Origin of the sequence: Sphingobium sp. CFD-2 (genome assembly GCF_024611135.1) — a bacterium.
GTDB lineage: Bacteria > Pseudomonadota > Alphaproteobacteria > Sphingomonadales > Sphingomonadaceae > Sphingobium > Sphingobium fuliginis.
This window is the reverse complement of sequence record NZ_CP084409.1, coordinates 36010-56637: the sequence shown is the minus strand read 5'-3', so window position 1 is coordinate 56637 and position 20628 is coordinate 36010. Positions and strand designations below refer to the sequence as shown.

Sequence of the window (20628 nt, the reverse complement as noted above, 5' to 3'; positions counted from 1 at the left end):
CGGATGGAGCGATGACGGATTTCAAGTGGCGCCATTTCCAGGGTGATGTGATCCTGTGGGCGGTGCGCTGGTATTGTCGCTATCCGATCAGCTATCGCGACCTTGAGGAAATGCTGGCGGAACGCGGCATTTCGGTCGACCATACGACGATCTATCGCTGGGTCCAGCGCTACGCCCCGGAGATGGAGAAGCGGCTGCGCTGGTTCTGGCGGCGTGGCTTTGATCCGAGCTGGCGCCTGGATGAAACCTACGTCAAGGTGCGGGGCAAGTGGACCTACCTGTACCGGGCAGTCGACAAGCGGGGCGACACGATCGATTTCTACCTGTCGCCGACCCGCAGCGCCAAGGCAGCGAAGCGGTTCCTGGGCAAGGCCCTGCGAGGCCTGAAGCACTGGGAAAAGCCGGCCACGCTCAATACCGACAAAGCGCCGAGCTATGGTGCAGCGATCACCGAATTGAAGCGCGAAGGAAAGCTGGACCAGGAGACGGCCCACCGGCAGGTGAAGTATCTCAATAACGTGATCGAGGCCGATCACGGAAAGCTCAAGATGCTGATCAAGCCGGTGCGCGGTTTCAAATCGATCCCCACGGCCTATGCCACGATCAAGGGATTCGAAGTCATGCGAGCCCTGCGCAAAGGACAGGCTCGTCCCTGGTGCCTGCAGCCCGGCATCAGGGGCGAGGTGCGCCTTGTGGAGAGAGCTTTTGGCATTGGGCCCTCGGCGCTGACGGAGGCCATGGGCATGCTCAACCACCATTTCGCAGCAGCCGCCTGATCGGCGCAGAGCGACAGCCTACCTCTGACTGCCGCCAATCTTTGCAACAGAGCCCATTTGGACGTTCGGAATGTTAACCGCGACTTCCGCCACGTCGCGAACGTTCAGATTGGCGAGCGAGTCCGACGTGAGCACCGACATGGTGATGCCCACGTCCTGGACCGATTCGGACCGCTTCTGCGCCGTGACGATGATCTCCTGAATGCCGCCCTCGACTTCGGCACCGCTCGCCGCCTCCTGCGCCTCAGCTTGTCCGGCAAAGCCGGAAAGGCAGGCCGTCGCCAAGAGCATCCGCTTGGTCCGCTCACGCACTTTCTTCGGTTGTCCGCTCTTCACAGTCTTCCCCTTTGTCTGTTTCGAAGGGCGGCTTTGCTTTTCCGCCACCGTTATTTTTTTGCGCGCGCCAAAACCCTATCCACATGTCCAATTTTGGTCAACGGTATCGTTTTTACCGAAAGGGTTTGATTCTAGAGCACTGCGGGTGAAGAAAGCCTTGGAACTTTTGCAATGTCGGCCCTCCATGGCTGCTCCCTATGTCGGAGCAGCCATCGGCGGCCGGAGCCGAGAAAATCGATCAGCCGATGCGGCAGCGATCAGGGTCAATGCGCGGCAAGCCGGTCGTAGATTGCGATCGCGTCATCGATGGCCTTGTCGAGCTGCGGCTTGACCACATTCCAGCGCGCCAGGATGAGGTCGCCGACTGCAAAACGATCCGCTTCATCTTCGAGGCGCGGCGTCGAATTCCGGAATTCGGCCAGGGTCTTGCGATATTTGTCGGCCAGTCCTGCCAGCTTTTGCCGATCGGAGAAATCCTTGTTGCCGTCCACATAGACGTAGATGGGCGAGGTGTGCAGCAGCGCTCTACCCTTGCCATAGGCACGTACGGCCAACCACATCGATCCCGACGGCTTGAACTTGTGCAGTAGCCGCAATTCGGACGCGTGGCTCGTCCCGCTGACGAGCTTCAGAACCTCACCATGACCGACGAGTTCGGCGCGGTCGATCGCATCGAAATCGGGATTCGCGCGGATCACCGCGTCGACCGTTATTTCATCGCCCGCCCGAATGTGATATTCGGTCGCCTTCTTGTCTCCGTTGACGGAATAGTCGGCCGACAGCCAGTTGGTGATGAACGACCTGCGCGACCTGAGCCCGTCGAACCAGGCGCTCGGCGAAGGCGATCCGCCAACGTCGACGTAAACCCGCTCCGCGCCCGGGAAGTCGATGTAGGGATAATCGGAACCGGCGCTCGGCAGCAGCTTGAAGCCCATGTTGAGGAAGTCGTAGAGATAGGCCGTGTTCATCGTGCCATATTGAAGCATTTCGACGAAGTCGACCTTGCCTCTCGGCACGTCAAGCGCCAGACTGTAGTCGACGTTGAAGATGTCCAATGCGACGTGGGCGTATCCCCAAAGCCCACCATCGGCGCGGATCATGTCTGATGTCGCGTCGTAGATGAAATAGTCCTTCTCAGGCCAATGGAACTTCTTGGCATTCAGGCCGATCGAATGGCCACGGTGCGATGTTCGCGGTGATTCCTGGCCGGAGACGAGGAAGTGGCCGCCATTTCCATAATGCCCTTCTTTGCCGAAACCATATTGCTTGAACTGCGACCCTTTGAGATTCCCCGCTTCCAGGAGATTGGCGACCCCTAGGTCTTCCGCACGCATATAGGCGAGAATCTTGTCGTTCTCCGCTGGCGTGGAGCGGCCGATATGAATATGGTCGTCACCCGAAAGCCAGCCCTGCTTCGGCAAATCGGTCCACCGCTCCATCTTCACCTGGATGGACTGCGGCGTTCCGGGGGCAATACGGACCTTGCGCTTCTGGATTCGATACTCCGGTCCCTTCATGACGAACAGGTCATATTCGCCCGCGGGCACGTCCGCCGCATAGTTCGTATCGACGAAGAACACATATCTGCCGTTCGCCGACCATCCCTTTGGGACGGAGACCATGGGGAGATTGCGTGTATACTCCGTGTAGCGCTGAACGGTGAGCGCGCTGCGGCCCGCAAGCGGCGCCCAGCCGTCGGACCGATAGAGGCCAACCCGCGCCGCGGTCGGTCGGCCGGCCTCATCAAGCACCTGCAATGCGAACTTCCCGGGCGAAGGCGCCTGCGGCTTGCTGGCTTCGCGGCGGACCTTGACGTCGCAAAGCGTCACCTCGCCGCCATCATTCGATCGTGGAAGCTGGCTCCCGAGCCCCCCGACCGCAAAGTCCGTTCCGTAATATTTCCGGTTGGCGAAGCGTGCGCGGTCGAGGCGCACGGTCTCGGTATGCCAGCTTCCCTTGTTGTTCGCATCGAAGCGAACCTTTTTCGCGGTCGGCTGCACGGCCTGATCGTAGGAAAAGACGAACCCGTCAGTCTCGGGACGAAAGAAGGTGAGATCGACCAAGATCGTTTCATCGATATCAAAGGCGAACCGATCGTCGACATCGAACAGCAGATAGGCGCCGGTGATGCATTGCCGGTTCTCGTGCTGCGTCATCCGGGCCGAGGGGCTCCAACTGATGAAGTTTCCACCGCCGTGAAAATCGAAGTTCAGGGAGACCGTTCTTTTGATCTCGGGGCTTGGCTTCCAGCCATGCTCTATCTTGCCTAGTGGCCCCGTCGAATGCGCAAGCGCAGGTCCGCTGGCCATGAGGCTGGCGATGGCCGCGTGGATGATCAGACGTGTGACATACATATGGCGCTCCCTGATCGTTGAGCGTGCCGGCGCGCCGTTCTTCGCGACAGTCGCGCTGCCGCGCCTGCATTTTTCCGGCCGTGGGTTCGGTCTCGTGATCGAAGGCGACAACCACTTCAGAGATTCCACTCCTAGACGAAACTGACCGCTTTCGTTACGCCCGACCCGGCCATCTAGTGCCGCCGCCAGAGCCTGGGCTCCGAAACAGATACCCACGACCGGTGCAGCAGAAGTTGCGCGGACGTCACGAATGAAGGCAAACAGGCGTTGAGTCAATGGGGCATCAAGGTCATCTACTACCGATTTTTCACTGCCGCTGATGACATAACCGTCATAATCCTTTACCTGCTCAGCAAAGTTAGGGTCGGCGGGAGACAGGACATCCCATTGCCCCGTACCGTCAGATAATTGACCCAGCATGTAGTCCCGATATTCCAGCAACATGTTGTCGGAACACCATATCAATGCAAACTTTTTCATAACTGTCCTTATGCGATGTGTCTGCTGCGGCTACGCATTTACATCAATTCAAAATATTCGCGGTGTTCCCATTCGGTAACCTCGTCTTGCTGCATGTCGACCTCGCCTTCAGCGGCCACAAAGCGTTGCCATTCGCTACGACGTAAATGCAGCCAATAATCGATGAACTTGTCACCAAAGGCTTCGCGGTAGAAGCTTGAAGACTCAAGGGCGTCAAGTGCCTGCGACAGGTTTACGGGCAACGAGCTCACACTGGACTCGTACGGCGATTCAACGGGTTGGCCGGGGTCAAGCTGGCGCCGGATACCATCAAGGCCGGCAAAAATTTGTGATGCAAGGTACAGGTACGGATTGGCCGCGGGTTCACCGGCACGGTTTTCAACACGGCTGGCGTTATCGCCGGGCGCGGAAATTACTCGCGCCATGGCAGCACGGTTATCAATACCCCAGGTCATACGATCAGGGGCCAGTGAATACGGGCGACGACGGCGATAACCATTGATGGTGGGTGTCGTGAAACTTGATGCTGGCCCGGCATGCTCAAGCAAACCCGCCACATACGATAGGCCGGTCGGTGACAAGGCATCGTTCCCGGTGGGAACAAACAGATTCGTGCCTGTTATTTTGTCGTTCAGAGATTGATGCAGATGCCAGCCAGAAGCATAAAAACCGGCAATTTTTGGCTTACACATAAAACTGGCCAAATAACCGTTGCGCCGGCAGATTTGCTTGACTGCATTGCGGAACAGCACCATCGTATCGGCCACATTCATCCCGCTCATGACATCAAACGTAGTTTCCATCTGGCTTGGCGCCCATTCATCCTCGATACTGCGCAGCGGCATGCCCAGAGCCAGAACATGATCGCGGATAGTGGACATTAGCGGTTCGACCTCATCAAGGTGGTTTTCCAGCAAGTAGGAATAACCTTTGGCAACCGGCATGACCTTGGGAGGTGCTGCTGGTGTGCCAGGTCCACCCAGCGTTTCTGGTTCAAGACATGGATCAACAATACGTGTGAGGTACCACTCAACCTCAAGACCGGCCTTAAATTCGTAGCCCATATCGCTGGCTTCTTGCAAGGCCTTTTTAAGAATTGCGCGCGGGCTCAATGCAAACGGTTTGCCGCTGCGCATGTACAAATCGGCCAGCATCCAGCCGGTACGATCGGCCCACGGCAAAATGCGAAACGTGGTCGGGTCAGGGACCATCACGACACTAGGGCTGCCAGACAGCTCCGAGTCGCCAAAGCCACCTCCGGCCTGAAACGGGTTGAATACAATGGCGCTGGCCGTATCGAAAAAGAACGGTGCCATCGTGACTTCAGATCCGCTTGAAAACGCTGACTGGCTCTGTTGCAAAAATCGTGAAGCTTGAGCATGCTTGGCGGAGATTGGACGGACGGAACGATGACGGATTTCAAGTGGCGCCATTTCCAGGGTGATGTGATCCTGTGGGCGGTGCGCTGGTATTGTCGCTATCCGATCAGCTATCGCGACCTTGAGGAAATGCTGGCGGAACGCGGCATTTCGGTCGACCATACGACGATCTATCGCTGGGTCCAGTGCTACGCCCCGGAGATGGAGAAGCGGCTGCGCTGGTTCTGGCGGCGTGGCTTTGATCCGAGCTGGCGCCTGGATGAAACCTACGTCAAGGTGCGGGGCAAGTGGACCTACCTGTACCGGGCAGTCGACAAGCGGGGCGACACGATCGATTTCTACCTGTCGCCGACCCGCAGCGCCAAGGCAGCGAAGCGGTTCCTGGGCAAGGCCCTGCGAGGCCTGAAGCACTGGGAAAAGCCTGCCACGCTCAATACCGACAAAGCGCCGAGCTATGGTGCAGCGATCACCGAATTGAAGCGCGAAGGAAAGCTGGACCGGGAGACGGCCCACCGGCAGGTGAAGTATCTCAATAACGTGATCGAGGCCGATCACGGAAAGCTCAAGATACTGATCAAGCCGGTGCGCGGTTTCAAATCGATCCCCACGGCCTATGCCACGATCAAGGGATTCGAAGTCATGCGAGCCCTGCGCAAAGGACAGGCTCGCCCCTGGTGCCTGCAGCCCGGCATCAGGGGCGAGGTGCGCCTTGTGGAGAGAGCTTTTGGCATTGGGCCCTCGGCGCTGACGGAGGCCATGGGCATGCTCAACCACCATTTCGCAGCAGCCGCCTGATCGGCGCAGAGCGACAGCCTACCTCTGACTGCCGCCAATCTTTGCAACAGAGCCCGTTGTCTGGCGTACCATCCACGCGATGCCCTCTTATAAGCGTGCGCGCACATTTCATGGCGTTTATGTGCGCGCACGGCAAGAGACGACAAGCCGGGTTGCCCTCGCCGTCAAAGCGAGGATAGACATATCCTAATCGGTAAAAGGGAATAAATCACGATGCCGCATAGCGACGATTGGCAGTATGATCCGATCCTTGAGCGCGAACTAACCACCCGCCGCCCCGCTGGGGGATTGATCCAAGCGGTCGAGATTGCGCAGCTGCCGTCGAGTGAATGGATCATCAATGTCAAAGTATCGTGGCGTGGCGATAAGTGGCTGAATGTCTGCCTTTTCGAGCAACCGACGCTTAAAACCTACAAGCGACTGTCAAGTGCTGTGCGACATGTCGTGCTCGATTACGGATATGAGGATGACCATATCCGATTGGTCCCTGACAAACAATGTAGCAACAAAGTGGCGTTTTAGGCTTCCCTTTCCCCTTCATCGTGATATGTGCATAAATCTCGATGACGAGGGAGAAAGCGATGAAAGCTTTTAATTTCGCGCTCGCGACTGCCCTGGTGGGGGCTGCGGTGCAATCGACCCCCGCTGTAGCGTCGGACAATACCTGGGCATGTGAGGTTGTGCTGTGCATCTCCAACCCGGGTGGTCCGACGCAATATCCAGCCTGTGTTCCACCGATCACGAAACTGTGGCGCGTGCTGGCTCTCGGCGGCAGCTTCCCGACATGCACGGGCGGGGGCATCGCGAAGACCAAATACAAGAAGCCGGATGATGGGAGGCCTGGGCGCTTGACGGTCACTTGGACTGACGGGCGGCAACAGACCTACTATCAGCCGCGCAACTGACCGGGAGCGGGAGCGTGTTCCTCGAAACCGGAGCCGTTCTTGCGCTGGCGGCGCAATGCGCCCCAGCGGTATCACCGCATACGATCGCCGCGATCGTCGATGCGGAATCTTCGAACTATGTTTTTGCGATCAACGTCAACGGCGTGGCCACTCAGCCGCGCCGTCCGCGTAATGAGGCTGAGGCCATCGCAACCGCACGTTCCTATGTCGCGCGCGGCTACAGCGTGGATCTCGGCCTCGGCCAAATAAATTCACGCAACATGGGTTGGCTCGGCCTGACGTGGGACACTGTTTTCAAGCAGTGCGCCAATGTCGAAGCGGCAGGCCGTGTGCTCCTGTCCAATTTCCGTTCGGCCAAGACGGGTCGCACCCCGCAAGAGGCCCTTCGGGTCGCACTCAGCATGTATAACACAGGCTCTCAATCGAGAGGTTTCCGCAACGGCTATGTCGCCCGCGTGGAGAATGCAGGCCGGCGCGTTAGCGGTCGGCCTGCGACCGCAATCCCGACTGTCATCGTGGGCGATCAGCCCGCCAGCGCCGCCATGAGCGACACTGGCGCCGGTCGTGTGCCGGTGGAGCTGGCGGAAATCGCAGCGGAGAACATGGAGGCGGCTCCACCGCCTGCACCGCCTGCGTGGGATGTTTTCGGCCGCGCCCAACACGCGCGGATTGGTTCGTAAGGCGAAGATAGGAGTTGTCGAATGTTTCGTATCTGGAAGATCAAAGCTGAATCCCGGCTCGATGCGTTGCTCGCGCGTTTCAAGCCCTCGCCGCTCATGGCGCGCGCGCTGCCCCTGTCGCTGCTGGCAAGCCTGCTCGTAGCGGAGCCGGCTTTTGCGCAGGCAAACTTTGAAGGCCTGGCCGACAACATTCTCGGCCTGCTGAGCAACGGTTTGCTCCGCACGCTGGCGATCATTGCGATCATCGTCGTCGGCCTTTTGTGGTTCCTCGGCCGCGCTTCGGTGCAGATGCTCGTCACGGTCGTAGTTGGCGTGGTGATCGTGTTCTCCGCGCCGTGGATCGTCGACACGATTACGGGGTGATCGGGGATGGACGGTCAGGAAGAAATGACAAAAGACCCGCTGTTCTTGGCCGTCACCCGCCCCGCTTTGTGGGCGGGTGTTCCCATTGAAGCGGGCGCGCTCATCATCATGGCGGGCGCAATCACGTTGGTTGGTTCGGGCAATCCTCTCTACGGCGGCGCAGCCGCCGTCGCGCTTTATGCGATGGCGCGGCTTATCGTTCGGCATGACGTGAACGCATTCCGGCTGATCTTCCTGTGGGGCCGGACCAAAGCGGCGAACCGGAACCGCGTCTTTTGGGGTGGGTCGAGCTACACGCCGCTGCCGCTCTACGGAATCAAGCGAAAGGGATTTGGTCGTGGTGTTCGGTAAGAGCGCGCTCGCGGAGAAGGTGCCTTTTGACAAGGCCAAGCGGGAGGAAATGCCCGAGAAATTCTTGCCGTATTCGCGGCATGTCAATGAGCATGTGGTCGCCCTCGATAATGGCGATCTGATGCTCATGCTCGAACTGGATGGGCGGCCCTTCGAGACTTCGGACGTGCGCGATCTGAACGATTGGCACACGCGCCTCAACGGGGTCTGGCGCAATATCCATGACGAGCGGCTTTCGATCTGGACGCACATGCTGCGGATGCGCGTGCGCGACTATCCAGGCGGCACGTTCCGCTCCCATTTCGCCGCTAAGCTCGATCAAAAATATTATGAGCGGATGACGGCCGAACGCATGTTCCGCAACCGCTTTTTCATGACGGTCGTGATCCGCCCAACGGCAAACGCGACCGACAAGCTGATGGATTTCCTGCGCAAGAAGCAGGAGGACAAGAACGCCAATATCGCGGAAGCCCTAGAGCTGCTGGAAGACAAGGTGCGCGATCTGGAAAAGCTGCTGCTGCGCGTTCGTCCGCGCCGTGTCGGCATCTATGAGCACCGCGGCCTCCTGTTCTCCGAACCGCTGGAAATATTGAACCAGGTGATGACAGGGCGCTATCGGCGCTGCCCTCTGGTCCGTGGCCGTCTCGGCTCGGCGCTCTATGCGAGCCGCGCGATCATCGGCGCTGAGACATTTGAGGTCCGCGACGCCGATCATTCGATGTTCGGCGGCATTTTCGGTATTCGCGAGTATCCGTCATCGACAACGCCGCGCCAGTTTGAATCGCTGCTGTCGGTCGATTTCAGCCTCGCCATAACGCAGTCGTTCACGTTCCTGTCGCGCACAGCGGCAACAGAACGGTTTCGGCTTCGCCAGACCCAAATGGCGAACGCCGGTGACAAGGCGATCAGTCAGATGGATGAGCTGATCGACGCGGCCGACGATTTGCAATCGAACCGCTTCGTGCTGGGGGACCATCATTTCACGCTAACGGTGTTCGCGGAGGATTTGAAAAAGCTGCGCGATAACATGTCGATCGCGCGCGCGGCCCTGGCCGATACGGGCATGGTCGCCGCCCGCGAAAGCGCGGCGCTGGAAGCTGCCTATTGGTCGCAGCTGGTCGGCAATTTCGCGTGGAGGGCGCGCCCCGCGCCGATCACGTCATATAATTTCTCGGCGTTCTCGCCCTTCCATACCTTCCCGGCAGGGCACGAGGACGGCAATCATTGGGGGCCTGCGGTCGCCTTGCTCAAGACAAGCGCTCGCAGCCCCTATTACTTCAATTTCCATTCGGCGGACCTGGGCCATTCGATGGTCATTGGTCCATCGGGCGGCGGCAAGACGGTGCTGGTCAACTTCCTGATGGCGCAGCTCGAAAAGTTCAACGCGCGCCATATCTTCATCGACAAGGATCAGGGCGCGGAAATTTTTGTTCGAGCCAGCGGCGGCACCTATCTCGCGCTGCGCAACGGGGAGCCTACGGGCTTCGCTCCGCTCAAGGCGCTCGACAATACGGCTTCCCATCGCGCGTTCCTCGGTCGCTTCATCCGCCAGCTGGTGAAGCAAGAGGGTGCGCCGATCACGGTGCAGGAATCGCACCTGATCGACGATGGCATTGAAGCCGTGATGAAGCTGCCACGCGAGCAACGCTCGCTGTCGGCGCTGCGGACCATGCTCGGCATGTCGGATTCGGGCGGCGTCGGCGCGCGCCTGGTCAAGTGGACCTCCGAGGGGAACCTTGGCTGGGTTTTCGATAATGAGGAAGATTCCATGTCGCTCGAAGCCCGTTTCGTGGGCTTCGATATGACCGACTTCCTCGAAAACGCGGAAATCCGCACGCCGGTCATGCTCTACCTGTTCGAGCGGATAGACGCGCTCCTGACAGGCGAGCGCATGGTTATTGCGATTGACGAATTTTGGAAGGCTCTGGCCGATCCGGCGTTCACGGCATTCGCGCAGGATGGCCTCAAGACATACCGCAAGCGCAATGCCTTCCTCGTCTTTGCAACACAGTCGCCTGCGGACGCGCTGCGGTCCACGATCAGCCATTCGATCTTGGAGCAGGTCGCGACGAAAATCTTCCTGCCCAATCCGTTCGGCCAGCGCCGAGATTACATCGAAGGCTTCTCGCTGTCGGAGGCGGAATTTAAGCTGGTGCGCGAAGAGCTGTCGCCGGAAAGCCGCAAATTCCTCGTGAAGCAGGGCCATGACTCCGTTGTGGTCGGCCTGGATCTCATTGGCATGGACGATGAACTGGCCGTGCTGTCGGGGCGCGCTGAGACAACGGGCGTGGCCCGCGAAGTGATTGCCGAACTGGGCAATGATCCGAAGCTCTGGTTGCCGGAATTTCACCGGCGCCGGCGCCCAAGCTGAAAGGAGTGAGACTATGAAGCAGCTTTTCTTGGCGGCTGTGTCGATCGGGAGCCTTGCGGCCGCGACGCCAGCCAGTGCGCAGGGTATCCCTGTGTTCGATAGCACGTCCGTGCTCAAGCATATCGAACAAATCCAGAAGACCATGCAGATGATTGAGCAGGGTCGCCAGCAGATTGCGGAAGCGCAGCAGCTCTACCAAGGGCTGAACCAGCTGACCGATGTTTCCTCGATCGCCAACCAGCTCAAGACGGATTCGCTTCGCACGCTCGGCGTCGATGTGAACTCCCTCGAACGCATGGCGCGCGGCGATTTCAGCGGCGGCGGCGGCTACGGCGGCCGTTCCGATGCGATCTATCAGGACATGCTCGAACGTCTCGGCGTGTCCGCGAATGGCGATCAAACCGATGTTCGCTATCAGTCGGCGCGCTCGATCGCGATGGACAAGGCCATGGCCGAAGGGATGGGCGAAGCGGCCACATCGCGCGGCGAAGGCTTGGAAGAGCTGCGCAGTCGCCTAGCGTCGGCGTCAACGGCCAAGGAAGTTGCTGACCTACAAGCGCGCATCCAGCTCGAAAGTGCGTCGATGATGAACGACCAGCTCCGCGTCGATGCCATGGAGCGGGCGCGTCGGGCTGAGCAAGCGGCCAAAACGGCGGAAGCACTGTCCAGCTATTCCCGCGATCGTGAAGAGCAACTGGCCCGCGCACGGGCAGCGGCGGGAATGTAAGAATGCGAAAGATGGCCTTAGTAGCATTGAGCGCAGCCGGCTTAATCGCCGGCTGCCAACGCGCGCCCGCTTTTCCCGAAATCCTCATGACCTACCACGACGTGGAATGGCTCAAAGCCAATGAAGATCAAATTCCGGTGATCGTATCGGAGTGCGACAAGATCATGAACAGCGAACTCAAACAATCCGATCTTCCCATTCCCGTCGCCAAGAATTGCAGAGGCATCAAGTCCGCCATCGCGTCCATCAAATATTCCCGTGACCGAGAAGATCAGATGGCTCGCGCTCGCAAAGCGGCGGGAATGTGACAGCTCGAAGCTCAATTAAATAATAACGCGGAGCGATCTGGTGGAATACGATCTATTCACAAATGCCTATCAGGGCTTCGTCAACGAACTCAACTCTTCTGTAGTTTCAAACTACGCTGGGTTTGTTGGCTGGATCGCTGGGCCGCTCCGCACGGGAATGGTGATTTATATCATACTGCTCGGCTACGCTATCATGCGCGGTGCTGTGCAATACCCGTTCCGCGAATACGTCTATCGCTCCCTCATGCTCGCTGCACTCTATTGGGCTGTGACAAGCCTTTACGGAGCATCAATTGCACAAATGATCGTGACGGGGCTGCCTAATGAGTTTGCCTCAATCATCGGAGGCTCGCCAAATGGCGTCGGTGGGTCGTTTGATACGATGTGGGCGCGCGTCGATGTTGCGCTGATAGGGATGCAGGATGCCACCAAGGAATATGCGGAGCAGAACGCCAGCATGTGGGATTTGCAGGGGGCAGCGACTGCGATCATCCTGTGCATCGGCGCAACCATAATCATCTTGCTAACCGCTGTAGCCGCGTTGTTCGCGCTCGCGGTTGGCTTTGTGATCGTGCTCTATGCGCTGTTCGCGCTGGCCTGTCTGGCGGTGGTTGGTCCGATATTCGTCGGTGCGCTGCTGTTCGATTCCACCAGAAGCTACTTCTTCTCGTGGCTCGGTAGCGTCCTGAACTTCTTGATGCTGTCTTTGTTCGCATTGTTGCTGGTGCTTGTCGTCGCCAACGTCGCAGAATCTGCAACAGCATCCTTCGACGGTCAGTTTGAGCACGTTTGGGACACATGCGTTCGCATCATCGCCTTCTACGTCCTCGCCTGCTTCTTCTTCCTACAAATCCCCGGAATTGCGGCCTCGTTGGGCGGTGGTGCTGCTGCGATGGTGTCGCAGTTCGGTAACGCCGTGATGAGCGGTGGCGGGGCAGTGGCAACGGGCGCAGGGCACGCGGCCAGCGATGCCCGCGCCATGGGGGCCAGCATGGGACGGGGCTTCTCGTCGGCGGTTCGCCGTTGGCGCAACCGAAACACAATCACCAGAGCTTGAGGGAATGAATATGCGCAAGTTGCTTGGACTCGGAATCTGCCTGGCGCTGGCGGCCTGCGCAGGCCAGCCCGTCAAAAAACCAGCCAAATGCGAGGGGCCGATGCGGCCCGCAAATCCGCATGGGCTTACCCTTCCCTCGATCCCGGATCAGGCCGCGCAGCGAACCGCCCCGGCGAATGTGGACGTGTTCAATCAGGGCACACCGGCAACTCCGGACGCCGCCCCGGCAGACCCTGCCACTCCGGGGAATGAACAGTCGGACGCATCGCGGGCGGTCGAAGTGCCGCGTCTAAGCGCCTCGCTGCGCGGCCCGATCTACTCGAATTGCTGAGGTGTTACGATGGCAGTTGGTATTCCAAAGGACGAGCTGAAAGCCTATTTTGAAGAGGCTGCAAGCTGGGAACGTGACAAGCTTGCGGCGGCCGAGCGCTCCAAAAAGCTGGCGTGGGTCGTCGCTGGCGTTGCTGGCGCCCTCGCGACTGCTGGCGTTGTGGCCGTTGCAGCGCTGACGCCTCTGAAAACGGTCGAGCCATATGTTATTACGGTGGACCGTAACACGGGCGAGGCGTCGATCGCCGCCAAGCTCCACGGTGACGCGACGATCACCTATGACGAGGCGGTCCGTAAGTATTTCCTCGCTACCTATGTCCGCTATCGCGAAGGCTGGATAGCGGCCGCTCGCGAAGAATATTTCGATGCGGTCATGGTCATGTCGGCGCGGCCCGAACAGGATCGGTGGTCACGCTTCTACAAGACCGACAATCCCCAAAGTCCGCAAAACATCCTTGCGAACCGCACTGATGTTTTTGTCGAAATCAAGCGGGTGTCGTTCCTGGGCGGCAACGTCGCGCAGGTCTATTTCACCAAGGAATCTGTGACCGGCTCGAACTCGACCAAAACCGATGCCGTCGCGACCATCAAATACAAGGTCGATGGCACGCCGAGCAAGGAAGTGGACCGCTTCAAAAATCCGCTTGGCTATCAGGTCGAGAGCTATCGCGCTGACGTGGAGGTGCCCCAATGACCGTGTTGAAGTGGAGCGCCCCGTTTGCGCTCGCGATCGCGCTGGCTGCGTCGCCGGCGATGGCCGAAGAAACGCCCCATGCGACGGTGCTCGATCACCGGGTTCGTGAAGCGAACTACAATGATCGGCAAGTCTATGAGATTCCGGGCGTGTTCCGCATCGCCACGGAAATCGTCTTCGCCAAGGATGAAGTAGTCGAGCATGTGGCGCTGGGTGATACCGTGTCCTGGGAAGTCGCACCGGCTGCCAATTCGCTCTTCATCAAACCACGCGAGCGAGCGGGTCGCACGAACCTGACAGTCATTACACGTTCGCGCTATGGCCCGCGCAGCTATCGGTTCGCTCTGTCGCCAACGCAGCGGGGCAGCGGCTTCTATACGGTCGTTTTCCGCTATCCTGAACAGGAAGCGGCCGAAGCGCAGGCGCAAGCCGCCATGGCCCAGCTGGCCCAGCTGAAAGCCTTGGAACGCGGCGCGGTGAAGTCCGCGCTCGATATTGGCGTGCTGGAAGGCACGCGCAACGCCGATTACATCATGCAAGGATCGACGGCCATCCAGCCCTCCGAAGTGTCTGATAACGGACAGTTCACGGTGATGCGCTTCCCCAACCAGCGTGAGTTGCCGGCGTTCTTCATCGTCAATCCTGATGGATCGGAAGCCATCGCCTCCTTCGATGTGCGCGATGAATATGTGGTGCTGCACGGGGTTTACAGGACAATCCGGCTGCGCCGGGGCCTCGAAGTGCTCTGCATCCATAATCAGAAGACTGACTATTACGGGCGCGATCCCAAAACTGACACGGCCTCGGGGCTGGTCGAGCGAACCACAGGGGTTGAGTAAGATGGCTGCGAACGATCATGACAATGCGCCGCATGGCGACAACATCATTTCGCAGGGCGAGACGGTCGAAAACCGGCCCCTCGCATCGGAGCCGGTGCCCGATCCGGAAGACATTGAGCGGCAAAGCGAGCGCCAGGCCAAGATTGCCGCCCTTCCGAACAGGTCGATCGACCCCAAAAAGGCGGTCGTCCTCGCTGCGATTGCCTGCGGCGCGATCGTGCTCGGTTTCAGCACAATCGACGCGATGCGGAGCGATCCGACCGAAAAAGCCGAGAAAGCCGAAAAGCCGGATGAAAGGCAGCTCGCCAACTACGATCCCAAGTCGATCATAGCGCCAACGCTTGCCGATGCGCCAAATGATCCGAACGCGCCGGTGCCCATGACGGAAGTGCCCGCCCTTGATGGAAGCCAAGCGCCCCGCACAGCCGGGGCAAGCGGCCGCCCCCAAAAGTCTGAGGGGCAAGTCATCGCAGAGGCCCAACGCCGCGCCGGGATCATGGCTTATGGTGGCGAAAACAGCGGCGGCGTCGGTGGAGCGGTGGCAGCTGCCACCGGCCTGCCCATGGGCGGCGGCGCAGGAGCACAGGGCGCGCAGTTGATTGGTGCGTCGGCCGATGGCGATGGGCAAGGTGGATCGCGACGGACCAATCTGGAAAACATGCGCCAGACCTCGCAAATTGATCGGGTCTCGGGCCGCGACATTGGCAACCGCGATATGCTGATCCTCGCGGGTTCGTTCATTCCGTGCGTGCTGCAAACCGCGATGGATTCCAGTCAGCCCGGATATGTCAGCTGCATCATTCCCCGCGACATTTATTCGGACAACGGCCGCGTCGTTCTGCTGGAAAAGGGAACGCGCGTCCTGGGCGAATATCAAACCGGCGTCCAGCGCGGGAAATATCGTCTCTTTGCGGTATGGAACCGCGCCGTCACGCCTCGCGGCGTGGCGATCGACGTGGGTTCGCCCGCCAGCGATGCGCTTGGCCGTTCGGGCATGGCAGGCGGCGTGAAGAACTTCTTTTGGGAACGCTTCGGGGCGGCGCTGTTGTTCAGCTCGCTTAACGATGCCGCTTCGATCGCCGCCTCGGAAGTTTCCGACGCGGATAACGTCACGCGGGTTCCCAGCCAAGCGTCAGACACGATCTTGCGGGATACGATGCAGATTCAACCGGTGCTTCGTATCAATCAGGGCGCGGAAGTGGGGATCATGGTCGCGCGCGACTTCGATTTCTCCAACATCTACGGCCTGCGGCTTCGGCGCGGCCAATGAGCAATACGGCTGTCCTCGAAAACGCCTTGCTGCCGCTGCGCCCTCTGCTCGCGCGTGAGGACGTAACGGAGCTGGTGATTAACAACGCTGGCGAGGCTGCGATTGAAACGCGCGATGGGTGGTCCTGGGAGACATTGCCCGACCTCAATGAAAAGTCGCTGCTCGCGCTCGCGCGGGCAGCGGCGGCTTTCACGCATCAGGACATAAGCCAGTCCACGCCGATCTGCTCCACAATCCTCCCCAGCGGCGAGCGTGTGCAGCTGGTAGTGCCGCCTGCTGTCCCTGCCGGCACAGTCTCCATCACCATCCGCAAGCCATCATCGGTGACGTTGACGATGGAGGATTTCGAGCGCGGTGGGCTGTTTAGCGAGACAAAGATCGCAACCCGGCAAGTCTCGCCGCTCGATGTTGAATTGCGCGATCTGCTCGACGCAGGAAAGCACGTCGAATTTTTCCAAAAGGCAGTCCAGGGCCGCAAGAATATCCTGATTTCTGGCGCTACCGGCTCGGGAAAGACGACGCTCTCTAAGGGGCTGATCCAGCTCATTCCGCCGCATGAGCGTCTGCTGACGATCGAAGACACGCGCGAACTGGTGGTCCCGCATCGTAACGTGGTCCACATGCTCTATGCGAAGGACAAGCAGGGCACCGCGAAAATCTCTGCAAAGGATCTTCTGGAATCGGCCCTGCGTATGCGGCCTGACCGGATATTGTTGCAGGAGCTGCGCGACGGCACCGCGTTCTTCTATCTCCGCAACGTCAACTCGGGCCATCCTGGCTCGATCACGACGATCCATGCGGACTCGGCCGAACTCGCGTTCGAACAGCTGACATTGCTGGTCAAGGAAAGCGAGGGCGGCGCCGATCTGGCCCGTGACGACATTCGCAGCCTGCTCAAGCTGCTGGTTGATGTGGTCGTGCAGACCAAGAAGGTCGAAGGCCGCTTTCGCGTGACGGAGATATATTTTGATCCAGAAAACAGGCTCTAACAGGCTCGCACTGGCCCTCGTCCTCCTTCCGATCACACTCCTGCTGATCGGCCTGCTGACCGGCACGGTGGCGTGGTTCTTTCTCAAGATGCCCGCCGCGGCTTATGATCCGCTCAAGCTCCCCGGCTTCTTCTGGTATTACCGCCATGATCCTGTCGTGACCGAAGCGCTCTGGCGAGGGGCGGTCATTGGCGTGCCGCTGCCGGTGTTGCTTATGGCGATCGTCCTGCGGCCGAAAAAGAACCTTCACGGTGAAGCCCGCTTCGCGCGCGAAGGTGAAATCCGCAAGGCGGGCCTTCGCGCGAAAAAGGGCATTGTGCTCGGCCGCGTCCGCAACCGCTTCCTCATGGTGGGCAAGATGGAGCATGTATTGCTCGAAGCGCCTACCGGATCGGGCAAGGGCGTCGGCATCGTCATCCCCAATCTGTTGCAATGGCCGGATTCGGTTGTCGTGCTCGATATTAAGCGCGAGAACTATGAAATCACGGCGGGTTTCCGCCGCAAGGGCGGCCAAAAGGTTGTGCTGTTCAACCCTACGGACAGAGAAGGCCGCACGGCCCGCTACAACCCGCTTAGCTACATCAACAGGGCCGATCCAATTGAGGTCCTGGTCGAATTGCAGAAGATCGCGACGATGCTCTTCGTGCCCCCGGAGAAGGGCGAGGCATTCTGGACGGAATCAGCCCGCACGGCCTTTGTCGGCATTGCATCGTGGATCGCGGCCAAGCCTGAACGTCCCTTCTCGTTTGGCGAGATATACCGGACCATCACGATGCCGGGGATGAAGGCATTCTTCGCCAAGGAAGCTGGCGATAGCGCGCTATCGGAAGGGTGCCGCGCCGCGTTGAGCGATTTTACGTCCAGCGCGGACAACACATTCACCGGCATTATCCAGACCGTCACCTCGAAGCTCAATCTCTGGATCAATCCCATTGTCGATCGCGCGACGGCCGAAAGCGACTTTTCCCTGACGGACCTGCGCCGCATCCCGACCTCGATCTATCTCGGCGTCTCGCCGGATGAACTCGATAGGGTCGCGCCGCTCTACAATTTGTTTTTTCAGCAGCTGATCGACCTCAACACCCGGCAACTGCCCGACGATAGCGAAAAGCTGTCCGTGCTGCTCATTCTGGACGAATTTGCGCGGCTCGGCCGCGCCCAGGTCATTGCAAATGCGTTCTCCTATGTGCGCGGCTATGGGCTTCGTCTGCTCCCGGTCATCCAGTCCCGGTCCCAACTGCGGAATGTCTATGGTGAGCATGGCGCGGACGAAATCGTATCGAACTGCGGTGTCGAAATTGCCTTCACGCCGAAGGAGCTGCGGGTCGCAAAGGAACTGTCGGAACGCCTCGGCTTTCTCGGTCAGGATGCGGAAAGCCGGTCCCTGACGATACATGGATTGCTCGCCAATCGAAGCAAGACGATCTCGGAACAGCGCCGCGCGTTGATGCTCCCGCAAGAGCTGATGCAGCTGCCCGAAGACGATATTCTCGTCATCCGTGGCGGTATCCCCGTCATTCGCGGGAAGAAAATCCGCTATTTCAAGGATTCGGTTTTCCGCTCGCGCCTGACGACTGCCCCGGCAGTGCCGGCGCTGCCCAAGCCGGTCGTGCCGATCGCGCCCGTCGATGATCTGAGCGATGAAGAGCTGGCGGCTTTCAACGATTATTCCGCACTGGCCGATGACCAGGTGCAGGACATTCCCGAAGACGTTCTCGCCCTCGATCGCGACATGCCGAACCTCACGGTGAAGGACGGCAGCATGGCTTTCGATGAAATCGACTTCGACGACATTATTGGTCCCGATCCGACGAAAGAGGAATGGGAAGGTCAGCGCCGGGATCTAGTTCTAAGTGAAGGAGAAGAATATGGCCGATAATGGTGAACAGGCGCCCGCAAAATCAGCTGATGCACCGGCCAAGGCGTCGGATAAAGCCGACGCGCGCCTTTTTACGGTCAGCGACACGCGAGGCGCTAAGGTATTCCAGACCTTCCCCGAAGCCATTCAGGCGTTCGCAAAATCAAATATCCACGGCGATGTGGCACTTGATATGAAAGTCGGTGACAAGCGCGTGCAGCTGGCTTGGACGTCCTGGGAGAATGATGGGTCCAACGCCGTGCCGGGCTACTACAGCCCCTCCGTCAAATCCTACCTCCAGTCGGCGGACAAGGCCACGCCCGATCAGCTGCGCGAAAAGCTGGCGGCCGCACAGAAAGATATTGATAACTGGCCGAAGAAGCCCAAGCGTGAAGCGGCGCCCTCCCCCTCGGCCGACAAGACGCTCAACATTCATGAGGGCGCTCGCGCAAAATCCGGCCCGGAAGAAATGGCCGCACCTTCGCGCGCCGATCAGGCGGCAACGTCGAAACCCCAAGCCAAACAGGTTGACGATAAAGCCTTGGCGCTACCGGCCCAGCTCGAACGAAAATATCTGCGCGTAGGCGACGATCTGTTTCGAAGCGGTCGCGATGAAAAGCCCGATATGTCGATCAAGGGACAAGATGGCATCCGCATCAACAAGGACCATGCGATTGGCGATGCGGTCGCCATTGCGAAGCATAATGGCTGGCAGTCGATCCGTGTTCATGGCAGCGATGATTTCAAGAAGGCGGTCTATCTGGAAGCTGCCCGCGCCGGTGTCGCCGTCAAAGACTTCGAGCCTTCTCCCCAGCTGAAACTTGAGGGAGAGAGATTGGCGGCGCGTGACAAGGCGCGCGAAGCTCAAGACCCTACGAAAAGAGCGAGCATGGCAAAGCAAGACCCTACCGAGTCTCGCGCGGCGGCCGAACAATTCCGCCGTAACTCCCACCGCGAGAATGCGACCGATCCGCAATTCAAGGCCGCGCAATCGCACGTCCTGGCGGCCTCAATCGAAGCTAAGACGCGCTTTCCCAAAAAGGAGGATCAGGCGCGCTACGTCGAGAACGCGAAGGAAACGGTGGCCAAGCGGATTGAGAACGGCGGACCGATCCCTGCGGCACGTTTCGAGCAACAGCGCCAGAATGAGGCTACCCGCATAGCCCGCGAGGATTTGACGCTTCGCCAGCAGGAAAGAAAGCCGTCCCGCTCGCGCTAGATGCATGGCTCGTGCCTTTTGGAAATGGGAGCCGCACGATGAACATTCCCCGGCCTGATCCAGTGGCGTCGAGAGACGTGTCAGATCTCGATCGTCACATTGAAACCTTGCTTCGCGTGATTCATTCCAGAAACCTCGCTTGGTCTGATCTAAGCGAAGTGGGTAAACAGATGGACCGCCCTCTGACGGACGTTGAGCAATTGCTTACAAATGTGGGCGACGACGCCCATGAAATCACCCTTGCTACCGAGACGATCATAACAGCCCTCAAGCTGCAACGTGATGCGCTCGCGATCCAAAGCTCTCGCCGTAGAACACGCTTCGGCTCGATGCTCCTGCTCATGATCCCCGTGTTCTTCGTAGGTTTGATGATTGGGACATCTTACGGGATAGATGAAGGTCGGGCGCGGGAGCGTGAAGCCTTAAAGTATCCGGTGCTACCCCAGCTGTCCGTAGATCGTGACAGGCTCAAAACTGACGGAAGGTAGAGCGGTGGCAGCTGCCACCGCTCGCGATCTCTTGATGGGCTATGGCCTCATGAGGCACG

General features: G+C 59.3%; 21 protein-coding genes. 18 read left to right on the top strand and 3 right to left on the bottom strand.

What is annotated here, in order from left to right:
- Window positions 1-11: 11 nt before the first annotated feature.
- The gene (locus LDB29_RS28535; protein WP_209047663.1) at window positions 12-776 is read left to right on the top strand and encodes an IS6-like element IS6100 family transposase; all 765 of its coding nucleotides are present in this window, start codon (window positions 12-14) and stop codon (window positions 774-776) included.
- An 18-nt stretch (window positions 777-794) separates the two neighbouring features.
- Here the strand turns inward: LDB29_RS28535 and LDB29_RS28530 are convergent, their stop codons facing one another.
- The 3 genes from LDB29_RS28530 to LDB29_RS28520 form a co-directional block, all read right to left on the bottom strand.
- Entirely contained in the window at window positions 795-1112 is a 318-nt protein-coding gene (locus tag LDB29_RS28530) for a hypothetical protein (RefSeq protein ID WP_158682600.1), read from the bottom strand.
- 263 nt (window positions 1113-1375) lie between these two features.
- Window positions 1376-3946, bottom strand: a complete 2571-nt coding sequence (locus LDB29_RS28525; RefSeq protein ID WP_306812611.1) for a CehA/McbA family metallohydrolase — start codon at window positions 3944-3946, stop codon at window positions 1376-1378.
- Window positions 3947-3984: 38 nt separating this feature from the next.
- Window positions 3985-5379 carry a glutamine synthetase family protein gene (locus LDB29_RS28520; protein ID WP_257558806.1) on the bottom strand — a complete coding sequence of 465 codons (1395 nt, stop codon included), beginning with the start codon at window positions 5377-5379 and terminating at the stop codon, window positions 3985-3987.
- Between LDB29_RS28520 and LDB29_RS28515 the strand changes: the two genes are divergently transcribed.
- The 17 genes from LDB29_RS28515 (at window position 5356) to LDB29_RS28435 (ending at window position 20569) form a co-directional block, all read left to right on the top strand.
- On the top strand, window positions 5356-6120 hold the full coding sequence (locus LDB29_RS28515; RefSeq protein ID WP_001389365.1) for an IS6-like element IS6100 family transposase: 765 nt from the start codon (window positions 5356-5358) through the stop codon (window positions 6118-6120). The two genes, LDB29_RS28520 and LDB29_RS28515, sit on opposite strands and share 24 nt — an antisense overlap.
- Before the next feature lie 213 nt (window positions 6121-6333).
- The gene (locus LDB29_RS28510) at window positions 6334-6642 is read left to right on the top strand and encodes a hypothetical protein (protein ID WP_056379785.1); all 309 of its coding nucleotides are present in this window, start codon (window positions 6334-6336) and stop codon (window positions 6640-6642) included.
- Between the two features lie 59 nt (window positions 6643-6701).
- Entirely contained in the window at window positions 6702-7025 is a 324-nt protein-coding gene (locus tag LDB29_RS28505) for a hypothetical protein (RefSeq protein ID WP_004213198.1), read from the top strand.
- 14 nt (window positions 7026-7039) lie between these two features.
- Window positions 7040-7705, top strand: a complete 666-nt coding sequence (locus tag LDB29_RS28500; protein WP_056379784.1) for a lytic transglycosylase domain-containing protein — start codon at window positions 7040-7042, stop codon at window positions 7703-7705.
- A gap of 21 nt (window positions 7706-7726) precedes the next feature.
- Window positions 7727-8068 carry a TrbC/VirB2 family protein gene (locus tag LDB29_RS28495; RefSeq protein WP_056379783.1) on the top strand — a complete coding sequence of 114 codons (342 nt, stop codon included), beginning with the start codon at window positions 7727-7729 and terminating at the stop codon, window positions 8066-8068.
- A 6-nt stretch (window positions 8069-8074) separates the two neighbouring features.
- Window positions 8075-8419 carry a type IV secretion system protein VirB3 gene (locus LDB29_RS28490; RefSeq protein ID WP_006949650.1) on the top strand — a complete coding sequence of 115 codons (345 nt, stop codon included), beginning with the start codon at window positions 8075-8077 and terminating at the stop codon, window positions 8417-8419.
- A complete protein-coding gene (locus LDB29_RS28485) occupies window positions 8406-10790 on the top strand; it encodes a VirB4 family type IV secretion/conjugal transfer ATPase (protein ID WP_006949654.1) in 2385 nt (794 codons plus the stop codon). Before LDB29_RS28490 ends, LDB29_RS28485 begins: the two co-directional genes overlap by 14 nt.
- A gap of 13 nt (window positions 10791-10803) precedes the next feature.
- A complete protein-coding gene (locus LDB29_RS28480; protein WP_021223006.1) occupies window positions 10804-11517 on the top strand; it encodes a type IV secretion system protein in 714 nt (237 codons plus the stop codon).
- Between the two features lie 2 nt (window positions 11518-11519).
- A complete protein-coding gene (locus LDB29_RS28475; protein WP_056379782.1) occupies window positions 11520-11825 on the top strand; it encodes a hypothetical protein in 306 nt (101 codons plus the stop codon).
- Window positions 11826-11865: 40 nt separating this feature from the next.
- On the top strand, window positions 11866-12882 hold the full coding sequence (locus LDB29_RS28470; RefSeq protein WP_056379780.1) for a type IV secretion system protein: 1017 nt from the start codon (window positions 11866-11868) through the stop codon (window positions 12880-12882).
- A 340-nt stretch (window positions 12883-13222) separates the two neighbouring features.
- On the top strand, window positions 13223-13906 hold the full coding sequence (locus LDB29_RS28465) for a virB8 family protein (RefSeq protein ID WP_004213217.1): 684 nt from the start codon (window positions 13223-13225) through the stop codon (window positions 13904-13906).
- On the top strand, window positions 13903-14745 hold the full coding sequence (locus LDB29_RS28460) for a TrbG/VirB9 family P-type conjugative transfer protein (protein ID WP_021223056.1): 843 nt from the start codon (window positions 13903-13905) through the stop codon (window positions 14743-14745). Before LDB29_RS28465 ends, LDB29_RS28460 begins: the two co-directional genes overlap by 4 nt.
- Window position 14746: 1 nt before the next feature.
- On the top strand, window positions 14747-16015 hold the full coding sequence (virB10, locus tag LDB29_RS28455; RefSeq protein ID WP_056379778.1) for a type IV secretion system protein VirB10: 1269 nt from the start codon (window positions 14747-14749) through the stop codon (window positions 16013-16015).
- Complete coding sequence (gene virB11, locus LDB29_RS28450; protein ID WP_056379775.1) at window positions 16012-17004, top strand: P-type DNA transfer ATPase VirB11; 993 nt, start codon at window positions 16012-16014, stop codon at window positions 17002-17004. The genes virB10 and virB11 overlap by 4 nt, the downstream gene beginning before the upstream one ends.
- The gene (locus tag LDB29_RS28445; RefSeq protein WP_056379774.1) at window positions 16982-18883 is read left to right on the top strand and encodes a type IV secretory system conjugative DNA transfer family protein; all 1902 of its coding nucleotides are present in this window, start codon (window positions 16982-16984) and stop codon (window positions 18881-18883) included. Before virB11 ends, LDB29_RS28445 begins: the two co-directional genes overlap by 23 nt.
- On the top strand, window positions 18873-20081 hold the full coding sequence (locus tag LDB29_RS28440) for an LPD7 domain-containing protein (protein WP_159832024.1): 1209 nt from the start codon (window positions 18873-18875) through the stop codon (window positions 20079-20081). Before LDB29_RS28445 ends, LDB29_RS28440 begins: the two co-directional genes overlap by 11 nt.
- 38 nt (window positions 20082-20119) lie before the next feature.
- Window positions 20120-20569 carry a hypothetical protein gene (locus LDB29_RS28435; protein WP_056379772.1) on the top strand — a complete coding sequence of 150 codons (450 nt, stop codon included), beginning with the start codon at window positions 20120-20122 and terminating at the stop codon, window positions 20567-20569.
- Window positions 20570-20628 lie beyond the last annotated feature (59 nt).

Coding starts and splice junctions, on each gene's coding strand:
- LDB29_RS28520 (WP_257558806.1), bottom strand. CDS start 5,379: ATGGCGCCACTTGAAATCCGTCATCGTTCCGTCCGTCCAATCTCCGCC.
- LDB29_RS28515 (WP_001389365.1), top strand. CDS start 5,356: ATGACGGATTTCAAGTGGCGCCATTTCCAGGGTGATGTGATCCTGTGG.
- LDB29_RS28525 (WP_306812611.1), bottom strand. CDS start 3,946: ATGAAAAAGTTTGCATTGATATGGTGTTCCGACAACATGTTGCTGGAA.
- virB10 (WP_056379778.1), top strand. CDS start 14,747: ATGGCTGCGAACGATCATGACAATGCGCCGCATGGCGACAACATCATT.
- LDB29_RS28490 (WP_006949650.1), top strand. CDS start 8,075: ATGGACGGTCAGGAAGAAATGACAAAAGACCCGCTGTTCTTGGCCGTC.
- LDB29_RS28505 (WP_004213198.1), top strand. CDS start 6,702: ATGAAAGCTTTTAATTTCGCGCTCGCGACTGCCCTGGTGGGGGCTGCG.
- LDB29_RS28465 (WP_004213217.1), top strand. CDS start 13,223: ATGGCAGTTGGTATTCCAAAGGACGAGCTGAAAGCCTATTTTGAAGAG.
- LDB29_RS28460 (WP_021223056.1), top strand. CDS start 13,903: ATGACCGTGTTGAAGTGGAGCGCCCCGTTTGCGCTCGCGATCGCGCTG.
- virB11 (WP_056379775.1), top strand. CDS start 16,012: ATGAGCAATACGGCTGTCCTCGAAAACGCCTTGCTGCCGCTGCGCCCT.
- LDB29_RS28440 (WP_159832024.1), top strand. CDS start 18,873: ATGGCCGATAATGGTGAACAGGCGCCCGCAAAATCAGCTGATGCACCG.
- LDB29_RS28435 (WP_056379772.1), top strand. CDS start 20,120: ATGAACATTCCCCGGCCTGATCCAGTGGCGTCGAGAGACGTGTCAGAT.
- LDB29_RS28475 (WP_056379782.1), top strand. CDS start 11,520: ATGCGAAAGATGGCCTTAGTAGCATTGAGCGCAGCCGGCTTAATCGCC.
- LDB29_RS28510 (WP_056379785.1), top strand. CDS start 6,334: ATGCCGCATAGCGACGATTGGCAGTATGATCCGATCCTTGAGCGCGAA.
- LDB29_RS28480 (WP_021223006.1), top strand. CDS start 10,804: ATGAAGCAGCTTTTCTTGGCGGCTGTGTCGATCGGGAGCCTTGCGGCC.
- LDB29_RS28535 (WP_209047663.1), top strand. CDS start 12: ATGACGGATTTCAAGTGGCGCCATTTCCAGGGTGATGTGATCCTGTGG.
- LDB29_RS28495 (WP_056379783.1), top strand. CDS start 7,727: ATGTTTCGTATCTGGAAGATCAAAGCTGAATCCCGGCTCGATGCGTTG.